Genomic DNA, 15235 nt, shown 5'->3' with positions numbered 1-15235 from the left:
AATCTAATTAAAAAAGAAAATGAAAAAGTTATTATTAGCCTTATTGGCAATTGCGGTACTTGGATTTTCAAGTTGTTCGAAAGATGATGATTCCAAACCAATTCCAAAAGCGGAAGGAGAATTCAACTCTGAGGATTTCAAAGGTGAAATTAAAGATGGTGAAGTGATTAGTCTTGATGCATCAAAAACCTATAAGCTATCAGGTGCAGTAGTTGTAAAAAAAGGTGGTAGTTTAACGATTCCAGCAGGAACAAGAATTGAAGCAACTGCAACTTCGGCAAGCGATGCTGATGTAAGATATATAGCAGTAGAGCAAGGTGCTAAAATTTATATTAAAGGTACTGCTTCGGCTCCAGTTGTTATGACATCTGTTTTGAAAGAAGCTGAAGCATGGGGTGGTTTAGTTGTTTGTGGGTATGCACCAACCAATAAGTCGGATGCTGGTAGTGCAGGAGCTGAGGTTTCTGGTTTAGCTTATGGTGGCGATAAACCAAACGATAACTCGGGTGCTATCGAGTATTTACGTTTAGAATACACAGGTTATAAATACACAAACGAAAAAGAGTTTAATGGACTTTCTATGTTCGGAGTGGGTTCTGGAACTGTTGTTGACTATGTTGTTTCTTATAAAGGTGGTGACGATGGTATGGAGTTCTTTGGTGGAACCGTAAATGCATCTCACTTAGTTTCGATTGATAGTGGTGATGATGGAATCGATTTTGCTGACGGATGGTCTGGTGTTGGAGAATATTGGGTTTCATTGAATTCTGCTAAATCGGGTATTGAAGGATCTAACAATGGAGACAATGGAGCTGCAACACCTATGACAGATGCAACACTTAAGAATGTAACTATTTATGGTGTTGGTGAAAAACCATTTTTCCTAAAAGAAGGTGCTGGTATGATGAATATCAATAATATTGTAATTGGTGGTTTAGCTGCTGAGAAAGAACAAGCTTTCTTTTATGTTTCATCCGATGATACGGATGCTGCTGCAAGAATTAATGCTGGCGATATTGTTGTTACAAATGCCAATTTTGTTGATATGAAAGCTGGCCAAACTAAAGCGGTTAATATTCTAACTGTTGGTGAGAATATTGAAGCAAAAGGTGCAGGAAATGGAATTAATAAGCCAGAATGGGTATCAGATGCTTTAAACACGATTGATGCAAATACAACTGTATTTGGAGATGCTGTTGTAGCTAAGGTTGCTTTTGAAGGTGATGTTGTTTCTGATATGACATTAGATGCAAACAACATTTATGTACTTAATGGTGCAGTTATTGTTAAGGCAGGTGCGAGTTTAACAATTCCAGCAGGAACTGTAATTATTGCTTCTGAAGCAACTGCTACAGATACTGATGTTCGTTATATCGCTGTTGAACAAGGTGCTAAAATATTTGTGAATGGTACTGCAGATGCTCCTGTTGTAATGACTTGTGAGAAAACCGAAGCTGAAGCTTGGGGTGGACTCGTTATTTGTGGTAAAGCTCCAACTAATAAATCAAATGCAGGTAGTGCAGGTGCTGAGGTTTCTGGTTTAGCTTATGGTGGCGATGTTACTGATGATAATTCGGGTAAAATCTCTTACCTACGTTTAGAATATACAGGTTATAAATATACTAATGATAAAGAATTCAATGGTCTTTCACTTTTCGGAGTAGGTTCAGGTACAACTGTTGAGTATGTTGTTTCTTATAAAGGTGGTGACGACGGAATGGAATTTTTCGGTGGAACTGTTAATGCTTCTTACCTATTATCATACGAGAGTGGTGATGATGGAATCGACTTTGCTGATGGATGGGGAGGAACAGGTATGAACTGGATGTCTTTAAATTCTGCGAAATCAGGAATCGAAGGATCGAATAATGGTGATAATGGTGCAGCTACACCAATGACCAATGCGACACTAAAGAACCTTACAGTTTCGGGAATGGGCGAAAAACCATTTTACTTAAAGGAAGGTGCTGGTAAAATGAACATCGATAATGTTGTAATTGGAGGTTTAGCCGATAATAAAGGGCAAGCTTATTTCTACGTTTCATCTAGTGATACTGATGCAGCTGCTAGAATTGCTGCAGGTGATATCGTAATTACAAATGTGAATTTTGTTGATATGGGAACAGGTAACGACGAAAAAGCTTCTTCAGGAATTAGTTTTACTGAAAATACAGAAGCAACTGGTGCTGGAGCTGGAATCTCAAAACCATCTTGGTTATCAGATGCTTTGAACACAGCTTATAATGGAACTGTAATAGTTAATTAGGTTAGGTTAGGTTAGGTTAGGTTGGGTTGAGTTTTAAAGGCAGATCTACAGGATCTGCCTTTTGTTTTTTAGTCATCCTGCTGACTAAAAACCCGTTTTAGAATTGAACTAACACGTTCCGCTGGATCATTTCTGATCTTCAATTCTTCTTCGGCTACTTTTATAAAAAGAGCGTCTAAAGCCTTGTCGGTAACATATTCATCAAGCCCCGAATTTACAGTTTCTAGATCTGCGAGCTGTCCAATAAAGCTAGATGCAACCTGATTGTATGATTTTGTTAAAAGATTCCACGACTCGTTAGTTGATAAATTAGCAATCAGTTTTTTATCAAGTGAAGCTTTTATTTTAGGCATAAATAAATCCTTAAGTTTTGAATAGCTTTTAGCTTTAAGATATTGTGTCGCTGCATTTTTATCACCCTTTAAAATACCAAAGGCATCTTGAATAGTCATTTCAGTAATTGCGGAAGCAAAAATGGGTGCAGCTTCAACTACAGCATCTTCGGCTGCTCGGTTTAGTCGGAGCACAACTTTATCAATCATATCTTCTCCGCCAGGAATTTTTTTGATATTCTGGCTTATGGTTTGCGCCTCGGGTGGAAGTAATATTTTAACAAGTTCATCCTTATAAAAACCATCTTTTATCGATAAAACTTGTGAAGCGTGTTTGCTTCCCAATTGAAGGGCTTCTTTCAGTCCTTGAGAAACATCAAAGGAAGTTAAAGGGGCATTTTGTTCTGTGGCATATTCATTAACCATGGTTTGTAGCTCTGCACACGATGTGAAGTAAAGAACACTGAGTAATAATATAGATTTTTTAAGCATTGTCATTCCAATTGATTCGTAATCCTTGCAATTTATAAAAAGATCAGGATTTTTTATAAAAATAAAGCGGAGCAAAACTCTAAAGTTTGTACTCCGCCGATTCTAACCGATAGAATCCCCAATGTTTTTGTTTGGAACCTCTATAGTAAGTTTCCCAATTTTATCCCAAAATAGATTGTTCTTGGGTTAAGTGGTCCATAAACCCAACTTGCATCTCGATAAGCTCCTTCATCAAAATCATCCTGAAAAGAGTTGAAAATGTTTTTCATACCTAAATTGAATTCTAGTTTCACATCACCACCCAGGTCGAAATGATAAGCTAAGTTAACCCCCATATCCATAAATTCATCACTTTTCACAAGTTGATCGCCCGTAGCAACACCGTTTGCATCTTTTTCTACACCAAAGTGAATCATATCCATAGAGCCTGTGTAGCTGCCAGATAGGCTTGCTGTGAATTCGTGAAGCGGTTTCCAGTTCATTGAAAAATAACCGTATTGGTTAGGTGTTCTCAACATTTTATCTGTTTCTATTGTTGTTAAGTCTCCTTGATCAAACTTCTTCTTATACTCACTAGATTGCAAAGTCATTCCCATTTGAAAATCGAGTTTGTACGATGGAGCAATTTTGAATTCTAGGTTGACACCTTTTACAGTTGCACCGTCTGAGTTTGTGCGATATGCTACCAAATTTCCATCTTCGTCAATGTCGCTGTATTCGTTAACAAATGAGTCATCTAAATCGGTATAAAAACCTTCGACCAAAAGATAGGATTGAATTTTTCCAAAGCTTTTATCTACATCATACGAAACGGTATATGAGTTTGAAGATTCTTCTTTTAGATCTTCAGCCAATTTGTGAATAACACGACGAGCAGCCGAAGCTTCAATATGTAAGTCTTCGTCGAAAATTTGTGGAGCTCTATAACCTTTAGCATAACTTAAACGTAATTGCATGGCATCGTCTAATTTAAACAAAATGTTTGCTCTTGGAACAACAACTGTATTGCTGATTTCAGAATCTTCAACGCTGTTTTTAATTTTGTAAGAGTCTACTCTCGCACCTAAAAGGAATGTGGCAAAACCCAAATCCCATTTTGATTGAGCATAAGCTCCAAGCGTGTTTGAACTTTGGTTGGCAATAATGCTTGTTGGTACTAAGGAATTTGTCGTATAGTCTATGTAAGCTAGATTCTTATCTTTTAATTTATTGTATACATTCTCAAAGCCTAATGTTATATCGGCTGGAGCAAATATAAATTTATCAGAATGGGAAAATAATTGTGCTCCTGCTGAAATAGCTAAATCCTCAGTTGCCCCATAGGCGCTGTTATCGTAAATTGGTTCTGCAAGATCAATTCCATTATCATCTTTCAAAGTGGCTGCACCATAATAAGAATCTCTATCGATATGTTGAGCCGATGCATAAACTGAAAGTTTATTTATTCTTTCGGTTGAGAAAAATTGATCTAACGATATGCTTCCTGAGTTAATGTCATGTTCAACTTGTTCAGCAATTAAAGCCATGTGAGCAGGTAAATCTAATTGATCACCACCACGACGATATTCATCAACAACATGGTATTCCATGCTTAATTTAGACAAATCGCTTAAGCGATGAAAGGCATTGAAACCTACGCTTAAATTCTTTAATTCTACAATATCAGAAAAACCATCATTATTGGCATCCCAGGCTTTTTTATTTCGTTTCATCCCGAAAAGAAAGATTCCCGAATTATTATCATCAGAAACAATAGATCCGTTGAAATCAACAGAAATATCACCTGCTGGTTCATCGCTAGCACTTACGCCAGTACCAACACTACTATATTTAGTGCCTATTTTAAATGAATTATTTACAGGATCTTTTGTGATTATATTAATGGTACCAGCAATGGCATTTCCGCCGAAAAGTGCCGATCCACCACCACGAACAACTTCAATACGTTGAATCATACTAGGAGGAATTTGTTCCAAACCATAAACACCAGCTAATCCACTAAAAATAGGGCGAGAGTTAATCAAAATTTGTGTGTAAGGACCTTCTAATCCATTCATTCTAACTTGAGAGAATCCGCAGTTGTTGCAGTCATTTTCTACACGTAAACCTGGAGAGAACATTAATCCCTCAGCCATAGTTGATGCTGCAGTATTCTCAAGAAGTTTTGAACCTATTGAGTTCACAACAACAGGTGCATTTTTTCTTGAAATTTGATTTCTGTCAGCAGTAACAACCACTTGGTCAAGACCAATAAAATCTTCGTTAATTTTAAAAGTAAGTTTGTTGGGTTGACCAAGCTTAACATCGAATTGTTTTGTATCTGCACGATAACCAACACAGCTTGCAATTATTTCGCAATGTCCAGTTGGTACATTTGTTATCTCAAATTCACCTTCGAAATTGGTGACAGCTCCAATAGAAGTGCCTTTAACAGCAACACTTACAAAGGATACCGGTTTATTGGTTGCAATATCTATAACTCTTCCTTTAATTGTTGCTGTATTGTTTTCTGCAGCAACAATAAGTGTTAGGGATACTATTAAGAATAAGCTTAGGCTTAATTTAGCTATAAGTTTCATTTAGTTATTTTTTTGTTGGGTTCATGTATCACAAGCATATCGAATACTCAGTTCATAGTGAATTGAACATCTTATAAAACTTGTGGTTTTTATATCCAGTAAATTGATCGGTAAAACAAAGTTGATAATGTGTTTTGTCTTTGGAATCCAGAAGGTGTGCACGTTAATCTATTGATTATCAGGCGTGTTTATTATACTCTAAATCTAGGAAAAGAGCATGGAAATACATTGACAATTCTATTTAGAATGAGTGTATCTGAAATACAAGATGTTTAAACCAAGAAAGGAGGAGGTCTGTTGTACAGAAGAACGGCTGTAAAGCCATGTTTTACAAGTATGGATTCAACATGAACTAGTCTTAGTTGTTTTGCGAAAATTAGACTCAGGAATAGAGCTGTAATTGCAATATAAATAAAACTGGTTATATGTCGAATTGAATAAAAATCTTTATTAGTGTGAGAATGTGTTGTTCCTTTTTGTGCTCCGCCATCTGGCATAGGGTGAGCATGAACATAGGTGGTGCCATCAACTCGTTTGTGGATATGCATATTGAAGATAGCATTCCCAGTCAATGCAAGCATTGCAGGAAGTAGCACTATCAACATAGCAATTTTTATTTTTCTAAAGAATTCCATCAAACAGTATGTGTTTTTTTACATGGCAAATGTATGTGCTTTCTTACCCCCTAACAATACCTACATCTTGTGATATTAGCGGAAGTGTTTTAAAACATCTTTTAATTTCTGTTTTTAATTTAGAATAGCTTCTCTTATATTTTGCTTAATTCTTATAACTTTGTCTTTTAAATTTTGACGGAGTCTGTTGATGTGTAAGTCTATCAAATTAATATAAGTATGGCTGAAGAAAAAGAGAAAAAAAAGATCATAAATAAACTTCGGAATAAATATCGGTTAACTATTTCAAACGAAAGTACTTTTGAAGAAACCTTATCTTTCCGCCTTTCTAGATTGAATGTATTTACTGTTGCCGGTATCTCTTTAATTGTTTTGATTGCTCTTATTACTGTTTTAATTGCTTTTACTCCTTTACGAGAATATATTCCAGGTTACCCAGATGGTAAAATGCGTAGGAGCATTGAGCAGAATATGAATTCTGTTGACTCATTAACTTTAGAATTGGAGAAACGTGATCGATTTTTTCAAGGTATAAAGAATGTTATTTCAGGGAATGATTTTGAAAACACGATTCAGAGGAAAGCCGATTCGATTGTTGATCCCAAATATAAGGGTTTGCAATTTACCCAATCTGAGAAAGATTCTATTTTCAGAAAAGAACATGAAGCTGAAGAAAAATTTAATTTGACCATCTCTGGAGAAAATAAAGCTAGAGGAATTTCAAGTATTCATTTCTTTACGCCTATGAAAGGGATGATATCAAATCCTTACGATGCGCAATCAGGTCATTATGGTGTTGATATTGTGGGACCTAAGAATGAGCGAATTTCAGCTGTTTTAGATGGTACCGTTATTTTTGCGGAGTGGACATTAAATACAGGTTATGTGATACAGATTCAACATGGAAAAGATCTTGTATCAATATATAAGCACAATCAGGAATTATTGAAAAAACCAGGCGAGTTTGTCAGAGCAGGTGAAGCTATTGCTATTCTAGGAAATTCAGGTGAGTTGACTTCTGGAGCTCATTTGCATTTTGAGTTATGGCATAATGGAAAAGCCTTAAATCCTGAAAATTATATCAAATTTTAAATTCTATCGGAAATCACTTGGTAGGATAATCAGAATCAAAAAAAGTAAGGAACTAATGAGTAAACATATTGCAATCTTAGGATCTACGGGTTCTATTGGAACGCAAACCCTAGAGGTTGTTGAAGCAAACCCAGATTTGTTTGTTATTGACGTTTTAACAGCAAATACAAATGTAGACTTGTTGGTTGCCCAAGCAAAGAAATTCCAACCCAATGTGGTTGTAATTGCATGTGAGGATAAATATCAACAACTATCGGAAGCTTTAAAGGATGAGGATATTAAAGTTTATGCAGGTAGTGATGCTATTGCACAGGTTGTTAGCATGTCGTCTATTGATGTCGTTGTTACCGCTATGGTAGGTTATTCCGGATTGTTACCAACTATTAATGCGATTAAAGCCAAAAAGAATATTGCTCTTGCTAATAAGGAAACACTAGTTGTAGCAGGCGAAATTATTCAAAAATTGGCTCTTGAAAATTGCGTTAATATTTACCCCGTTGATTCGGAGCATTCTGCAATTTTTCAGTGTTTAATTGGCGAATTCGAAAATCCTGTTGAGAAAATTTACCTAACAGCATCGGGCGGACCTTTTATAGGGAAAGATAGAAAATTCCTAGAATCGGTTACTTCCAAACAAGCCTTAAAACATCCCAATTGGGACATGGGTGCAAAAATCACCATTGACTCTGCCAGCATGATGAACAAGGGCTTCGAGGTGATTGAAGCCAAGTGGTTATTCGATCTTAAACCAGAGCAGGTTGATGTGATTGTTCATCCACAATCTATAGTTCATTCATTGGTTCAGTTCGAAGATGCTTCGATGAAAGCTCAAATGGGTTTGCCTGATATGAGAGTGCCTATTCAATTTGCCCTAACTTATCCTAAGCGTGTGAAAACGAGTTTCGATAGATTTAATTTTCTCGATTATCCAAAGCTTACTTTTGAGCCAGCTGATACGAAAAATTTCAGGAATTTAGCTCTTGCTTTTGAAGCTATGAATAAGGGGGGAAATATGCCATGTATCATTAATGCAGCCAACGAAGTTATGGTTGAGGCTTTTTTGAAAGATCAAGTTGGTTTTCTTCAAATGAGTGATATTATTGAAACGTGTATGCAAAAAGCTAGTTTTATTGCCAAGCCAGTTTACGATGATTATGTTGCGAGCGATTCTGAAGTGAGATTATTGGCAGCTTCTTTGTTATAAAATACTTACCTTGTCCTGATTTTTTAAATAAAGGATAATGCTCTATATTATTTTGAGCCTATAAATAAGATAATTAAAATTTAATGGAAATATTAATCAAAGTATCACAGTTTCTTCTGAGTTTGTCAATTCTCGTGGTTTTACACGAATTAGGACACTTTGCTTTCGCAAAACTTTTTGGAGCTCGAGTAGAGAAATTCTACATGTTTTTTAATCCTGGGTTCTCTCTTTTTAAATACAAAAAGGGAGATACAGAATATGGTATTGGATGGATTCCTCTTGGAGGATATGTGAAGATATCAGGCATGATGGATGAGTCGATGGATAAGGAACAAATGGCATTGCCTCCTGAGCCTTATGAATTTCGTTCAAAACCAGCTTATCAGCGTCTGTTGATTATGTTAGGTGGGGTTTTAGTGAATTTTATTCTCGCTTTTTTCATTTATACAGCTGTATTATTCGCTTGGGGAGATGAATATCTACCTGCTGAAAATGTGAAGTATGGTTATGTGTGTGATTCATTGGCACAGAGTATAGGTTTGCAAAACGGAGATAAAATTTTAGAACTTGATAATCAAAAGCAAGTCAAGTATTCTGATATTTTAATTAATATTCTACTTAACTCGCCTAAAACCATGCAGGTTGAGCGTGATGGTCATATGATGGATATTGCAATACCATCTACTTTTGTTCCCGATTTGTTGGATAAGAGTAGCAAAGGTTTTTCAATGAGCCCTGTTATTGCACCTCGAATGCCTTTGCAACCTTTTATAGTTGCAGGTTTTTCTAAAGAGTCGGTTGCAAAAGCTGCTGGACTTAAAAAAGGTGATGAATTGCTTCTTGTAAATGGAAAGGATTTTAAATTTTTAGATGAATATTTAGCTTACCTTCAAACACTAAAGGGAAAAGCTGTTGCACTTACAGTTAAGCGAGATGGAGCAACTCAAGAAATTTCTACCGTTTTAGGGGAAGATGCTTTGTTGGGTGTTGCAATGAAACACTTTAATCATTTTGAATTTGCTACACTAAAATATAGCTTTTTAGAAGCTATTCCAGCAGGTATAAATAAAGGAGTTGATAAGCTACAATCTTATTTGAAACAGTTCAAGTTAATTTTTTCTTCGGAGACTAAAGGTTATAAATCACTTGGTGGTTTTGGAACTATTGCGAGTATTTTTCCAGGTGTGTGGGATTGGCATGCATTCTGGAACTTAACGGCTTTCTTGTCAATTATTTTAGCCATTATGAATATTCTACCTATTCCAGCATTAGATGGAGGTCATGTTATGTTCTTATTGTACGAGATTATTACTCGACGTAAGCCAGGTGAAAAGTTTATGGAATATGCTCAAGTTGGAGGAATGATTTTATTATTTGGACTTCTTATATTTGCCAATGCAAATGATATCATCAAGGCCTTTAATTAAGACTAAATGATGAGTGCTTAAGGTGAGTGTCTTGATACTTTATATGAAAATGTTATATTTGTGATATTTAATTCTTAAAAATGGACTTATGAATCTTTTTGTAATTGCCGGCATGGTCGGTCCTTGGCAAGTTATTGTTATTGTATTTGCTCTTTTACTTTTGTTTGGTGGTAAAAAAATTCCTGAGTTAATGAAAGGTTTAGGTCAAGGTATGAAAGAGTTTAAAAAAGCGACTGATACCGATGAAAAGGAAAAAGATGAAGACGAAAAAAAATTGAAAGATAAATAATAAGAAAGCAGGTTTTATGACCTGCTTTTTTTATATCTCATATTTTAAGATATTTATACGTCAATCTGTGTGTTTTTAAGAATTGTTATAATTATCATATAATTGCTTGTTTTTTGATCTGATACACGGATAAAATGCTTATCTTAATTCCGGCAAAATTTACGCCTATTGTTGAAGTGATTATTCCCGATGAGATATACTATATTAGCTATTAAAACCCTATTATTTACAGCAGTTTTGCTGAGTTTTCCTCTTGTAAGTCAAGCTGGTGGAGAGGTGAGTGAAAGTTGGTCTAGTAAGAAAGCAGATTCGACATCAGAGACTTATTTAGAAAATGAGCCCAGTACGAAAGAGTTGAATGTTGATGTACTTAGTCCTAATAATCGTCATGTTAATACAAATGAGGATTATTCTTGGCGTATTGAAAAATTAAATGAAGCAAGTCCAATTCAGCTTGATTTTAATGATATCGTTAAACGTTATATAGATGTTTACTCAGTACGGTATCGTGAGAAAACCGCTAAGATTCTAGGCTTGAGTGAAATATATTTCCCGATTTTTGAAGAGTATTTAGATAAATATGATTTACCCCTTGAGTTGAAATATATTGCTGTAATAGAATCTGCATTAAACCCAAAAGCTAAATCGCCATCTGGTGCTACTGGGCTATGGCAGTTTATGTATCATGCAAGTCGTATGTTCGATCTAAAAATTTCGTCTTATGTTGATGAGAGAATGGATCCTGTGAAATCGACTGAAGCTGCTTGTAAATACTTACAATATCTTTATCGTATTTTTGGTGATTGGCAGTTAGCAATCGCTGCATATAATGGTGGTCCAGGTGTTGTTCGTGATGCCATAAAGGCTTCTGGTGGAAAGACTGATTTTTGGGCTATTTCTGCTTATTTACCAGAGCAAACCAGAACTTATGTGCCTGCATTTATTGCTGTTAATTATGTGATGAACTACAATAAGGAGCATGATATTGTTCCTAATGAGATGAAGTTTTCCTACCTAAAACTTTCGGAGGTTAATGTGAAACAAGCTTTGTCTTTGCAGACTGTTTCTAAAGAGTTGGGAATTTCTATTTCAGACCTAAGACGTTTAAACCCTATTTATAAACTCGACTTTATTCCTAAGTCTGAGTTGCCAGCGAAATTGACACTACCTGTTGATATAGCTCTTGCGTTTAAAGAACAAGAAACGAAACTATATTCTGAACATCAATCGAAAATTTTATATCAGGATATAGAACCCAATATGTCGTCCACAAGAGGTAAAAAGTGTATTGTTCACGTGGTAAAAGCAGGTGAGTTTTTTCATAAAATTGCGATGCAGTATTCATGTACTAGTACGAATATTAAGAAATGGAATAATCTTACGGGAGATATGTTGCATATTGGGCAGAGGCTAAAAGTATGGGTTCCAAAGGAGGATACAAATAGAATATCTCATGTTGGATTTGGATCTGAAAATAAGGAGTATAGTGTACTCTAATGGTTGAATATATAAAGGACTTTAACGAGTTTTAAAAAATCTAATTAAAATATTAATAATGAAATCTTCAATAAAATTAAGTGTTATTATTTTGATTCTTATCACAAGCATCAGTTCTTGTAAGAAAACAACAAAAGGTTTAATGCCTACAGTTACTGGGCAATCAGGAGAAGTAATTGTTTTATGTAGTAATTCAATATACGAGGGTGTTGTTGGTGATTCAATTAAATCAATCTTTAACGATATTCAAGTAGGTATGCCCCAGGATGAATCCGTAATGGATTTGTATCACCTCAATTATGAAAATTTTACGAGTGTTTATAAAACCCAGCGAAGTATTTTAGAAATAAAGATTTCTCCTTCAGTAAAGAAAACGAGATTACTTATAAAAAATGATATGTACGCACGTACTCAGTCTTTTATGTATGTTGAGGCTGCTAGTAATAAAGAGATGATAGAAGTGATTGATGCGAATAGAACAAAAATTTTGAGCTATTTTCTTAAAGGTGAACGAAATCGTAAAATTGGAGTTATCAAAAAAGCTCCCGTTCAGGAAATATTCGATTATTTAAAGGAAAATAAGCAGTTTACTTTGTCTTTTCCATCGGGATACGAGATTGGTAAAATTGAACCTGATTTTTTCTGGGTTAAGAAAGAAACGCCTCAAACAAGTCAAGGCATGTTTATATATACATACGATTACCTTGAAGAAGAGGCTTTTGATAAGAACTCGATTTTATCGATGAGAAATGCATTGTTGAAGGATTTAGTTCCAGGTCAAAACAAAGGAAGTTACATGACAACAGAAATGAATTTTCCTATTTCCTTTAAACATTTTGAGTTTCTAAATAATTATGCTGTAGAGATGAGAGGTTTATGGAAAGTTAATGGTGATTTTATGGGAGGTCCATTTGTGAATCTAACATTTTTAGACGCAGAGAATAATCGTGTAATTTGTATGGATGCTTATGTATATAATCCCAATAAAGATAAACGCGAACTGTTGAGAGAGCTTGAAGCTATTATGTATACATACACTCCAATAAAAAATCTTGAGAAGAAAAAAAAGAAATAAGTCGAGGTTTTGCCTGACTGATGTTAAATGAATATTTAATTATAAGTGAATTTACCAGATTATAATAACATTAGTATTTCGAAATATCGCGACAAAGTTGATATTTTGAAACAAGTTGCGGCTCAAATTAGTAAGGATTTTTATCAATTTGGTTTTGAGGTAGAATTCTCTGGCGAGCCAGAAGGGGCTTATTGTGAATTGTTTGATCAGGTAAATAAACACGTTGAATTTATGCTTAGTCAGGATTATCATCGTTTGGTTTTACTCTTGTATCAGATAGATTTAAGTGAAAAAGAAATCATTAAAAATGAGTTGAAGTACCCCGATATGGTTAAACATCAACTTTTATCTGAAATGATTATTCAGCGAGAGTTGAAAAAAGTACTTATTCGAAATTATTTTAAAGAAAACCAAGATAAATTATAAATTCATTAGATTATTAGGTGATAAAATAGAGTGATATGATTATAATAGATGTTTTCTTTAATCTTACTACTTTTGTGAAAACATATTTGGATTGTCTTTTTAAACACGATGATAGATATAGTCTAACAGTGAAGTTTTATTGAAAATTCACTTGAATTTTGTTTAAAGAAAATAATCTGACCGATATATATAAAATACATACTGATGAAGGATACTAAGATAAAAGTTGGAATAACTCAAGGTGATATAAATGGAATTGGTTACGAGGTTATTATAAAGACCTTAATGGATAATCGAATTTTGGAGATTTGTACACCAATTATTTATGGTTCTCCTAAAGTTGCTGCATATCACAAAAAAGTTTTAAATATTGAAGACTTTAGTTTAAATAATATCAAATCGGCACAAGATGCTCATTTTAAAAGAGTGAATATTATCAATTGTACTGATGAGAATGTAAAAGTTGAATTAGGAAAATCAACCACAAGCGCAGGCGTTGCATCTTTGGCTTCTCTAGAAGCAGCTGTTAAGGATTTGAAGGAAGGAAATATTGATGTTTTGCTTACCGCTCCAATCAATAAAAAGAATATCCAGTCGGAAACTTTTGTTTTCCCAGGACATACAGAATATCTAGAATCCAGAATTAACTCTGGAAAATCTTTAATGTTGTTGATTAGCGATAAGCTTAGAGTGGGTGTTGTAACAGGACATATTCCTATTTCTAAGGTACCTGAAAGTATTACCGAAGAAAAGATTCTTGAGAAATTGGATATTTTGAATAAGTCATTGATTCAAGATTTTGGTATTCGTAAACCTAAAATAGCCGTTCTTAGTTTAAATCCGCATGCAGGTGATCATGGTTTGATTGGTACTGAGGAGATAGATGTGATTATTCCAGCAATTGAGAAGGCAAGAAAAAGTGGTGTAATGGCATTAGGTCCTTATCCTGCTGATGGTTTCTTTGGATCGAGTGATTGTTCTAAATTTGATGCAACTTTAGCAATGTACCACGACCAAGGTCTTACGGCATTTAAAGCTATGTCTTTTGATTCAGGTGTTAATTTTACGGCCGGTTTATCTAAAGTAAGAACTTCACCAGCTCATGGAACTGCTTATGGTATTGCTGGAACTAATGTTGCTTCACCAGAATCATTCCAAGAAGCTTTATATCTTGCTATTGATGTTTATCGCAATAGAATTCAATATGAAGAATTGACTAAAGATCCGATGAAAGTAAAAGCTCCGAGTAACGATTATCAAAATAAGAGACAGCTAATTAAATAATAGCTGTTTAATTTAAAGATACTTATCCAAACTTATCTGCATGTTTGAATATATAAAAGGCGATATATATGAATTAACCCCTACTGCTGTTATTATAGATAATAACGGCATGGGTTACTATGTTAATATTACACTGAATACTTATTCCCAACTTTCGGGCCATAAATCGACACAATTGTTTTTGCATCAGGTAATTCGTGATGATGCGCATTTATTGTTCGGATTTAAAGAATTAAAAGAGAGAGAGATTTTTCGTTTGTTAATTTCTGTGTCTGGAGTTGGTGCAAATACCGCTCGAGTAATGCTTTCATCTTTGACGGCTGAAGAGATTAAAAAAGCTATATTTTCTAATAATTCAAAGACCTTACAAGATGTAAAGGGGATTGGTGCTAAAACATCTCAACGAATTATTATTGAACTTAAAGATAAGATTGGTAAAGAAGATGAGTTGGGTGAAATTGTATTCTCTCAAGACAATACAATTAGAGAAGAAGCGTTATCAGCATTAGTGATGCTTGGTTTTGCGAAAAATACAGTTGCTAAAGTTCTTGATAAAGTAATTAAAACAAATACGACATCAAGTGTTGAAGAGCTTATAAAATTAGCTCTTAAGCAATTATAACATTTGATTTTTTTT

The 15235-nt window shown here is 34.6% G+C and carries 13 protein-coding genes; 10 read left to right on the top strand and 3 right to left on the bottom strand.

Annotated features, from left to right (window positions below):
• Window positions 1-19 precede the first annotated feature (19 nt).
• Window positions 20-2266 carry a hypothetical protein gene (locus EMN46_RS19615; RefSeq protein WP_195715188.1) on the top strand — a complete coding sequence of 749 codons (2247 nt, stop codon included), beginning with the start codon at window positions 20-22 and terminating at the stop codon, window positions 2264-2266.
• A 68-nt stretch (window positions 2267-2334) separates the two neighbouring features.
• Here EMN46_RS19615 and EMN46_RS05280 read toward each other — a convergent pair whose 3' ends face one another.
• From EMN46_RS05280 to EMN46_RS05270, 3 genes are all read right to left on the bottom strand, one after another.
• Window positions 2335-3090 (bottom strand): DUF4197 domain-containing protein, encoded by a 756-nt coding sequence (locus tag EMN46_RS05280; protein ID WP_154199639.1) that lies wholly within the window; start codon window positions 3088-3090, stop codon window positions 2335-2337.
• A 140-nt stretch (window positions 3091-3230) separates the two neighbouring features.
• Window positions 3231-5669, bottom strand: a complete 2439-nt coding sequence (locus EMN46_RS05275; RefSeq protein ID WP_154199638.1) for a TonB-dependent receptor — start codon at window positions 5667-5669, stop codon at window positions 3231-3233.
• Between the two features lie 272 nt (window positions 5670-5941).
• The gene (locus tag EMN46_RS05270) at window positions 5942-6274 is read right to left on the bottom strand and encodes a hypothetical protein (protein WP_154199637.1); all 333 of its coding nucleotides are present in this window, start codon (window positions 6272-6274) and stop codon (window positions 5942-5944) included.
• Between the two features lie 249 nt (window positions 6275-6523).
• Here EMN46_RS05270 and EMN46_RS05265 point away from each other — a divergent pair, with 249 nt between their 5' ends.
• The 9 genes from EMN46_RS05265 (at window position 6524) to ruvA (ending at window position 15220) form a co-directional block, all read left to right on the top strand.
• Window positions 6524-7396 carry a M23 family metallopeptidase gene (locus EMN46_RS05265; protein ID WP_154199636.1) on the top strand — a complete coding sequence of 291 codons (873 nt, stop codon included), beginning with the start codon at window positions 6524-6526 and terminating at the stop codon, window positions 7394-7396.
• A 55-nt stretch (window positions 7397-7451) separates the two neighbouring features.
• Window positions 7452-8600 carry a 1-deoxy-D-xylulose-5-phosphate reductoisomerase gene (locus tag EMN46_RS05260; protein WP_154199635.1) on the top strand — a complete coding sequence of 383 codons (1149 nt, stop codon included), beginning with the start codon at window positions 7452-7454 and terminating at the stop codon, window positions 8598-8600.
• Between the two features lie 83 nt (window positions 8601-8683).
• The gene (gene rseP, locus EMN46_RS05255) at window positions 8684-10027 is read left to right on the top strand and encodes an RIP metalloprotease RseP (RefSeq protein ID WP_154199634.1); all 1344 of its coding nucleotides are present in this window, start codon (window positions 8684-8686) and stop codon (window positions 10025-10027) included.
• Between the two features lie 88 nt (window positions 10028-10115).
• Window positions 10116-10316 (top strand): twin-arginine translocase TatA/TatE family subunit, encoded by a 201-nt coding sequence (locus tag EMN46_RS05250; RefSeq protein WP_154199633.1) that lies wholly within the window; start codon window positions 10116-10118, stop codon window positions 10314-10316.
• Between the two features lie 189 nt (window positions 10317-10505).
• On the top strand, window positions 10506-11813 hold the full coding sequence (locus EMN46_RS05245) for a lytic transglycosylase domain-containing protein (protein ID WP_154199632.1): 1308 nt from the start codon (window positions 10506-10508) through the stop codon (window positions 11811-11813).
• Between the two features lie 58 nt (window positions 11814-11871).
• Window positions 11872-12888 (top strand): DUF4837 family protein, encoded by a 1017-nt coding sequence (locus EMN46_RS05240; protein WP_154199631.1) that lies wholly within the window; start codon window positions 11872-11874, stop codon window positions 12886-12888.
• Between the two features lie 45 nt (window positions 12889-12933).
• A complete protein-coding gene (locus EMN46_RS05235; RefSeq protein ID WP_154199630.1) occupies window positions 12934-13314 on the top strand; it encodes a hypothetical protein in 381 nt (126 codons plus the stop codon).
• A 204-nt stretch (window positions 13315-13518) separates the two neighbouring features.
• Window positions 13519-14598, top strand: a complete 1080-nt coding sequence (pdxA, locus tag EMN46_RS05230; protein ID WP_154199629.1) for a 4-hydroxythreonine-4-phosphate dehydrogenase PdxA — start codon at window positions 13519-13521, stop codon at window positions 14596-14598.
• A gap of 40 nt (window positions 14599-14638) precedes the next feature.
• The gene (gene ruvA, locus EMN46_RS05225) at window positions 14639-15220 is read left to right on the top strand and encodes a Holliday junction branch migration protein RuvA (RefSeq protein ID WP_154199628.1); all 582 of its coding nucleotides are present in this window, start codon (window positions 14639-14641) and stop codon (window positions 15218-15220) included.
• The last annotated feature ends 15 nt before the right edge of the window (window positions 15221-15235 follow it).

It is taken from the genome of Ancylomarina sp. 16SWW S1-10-2 (assembly GCF_009669305.1).
GTDB lineage: Bacteria > Bacteroidota > Bacteroidia > Bacteroidales > Marinifilaceae > Ancylomarina.
The sequence above is the reverse complement of the archived record's forward strand: the minus strand, read 5'-3'. Positions and strand labels throughout refer to the sequence as shown.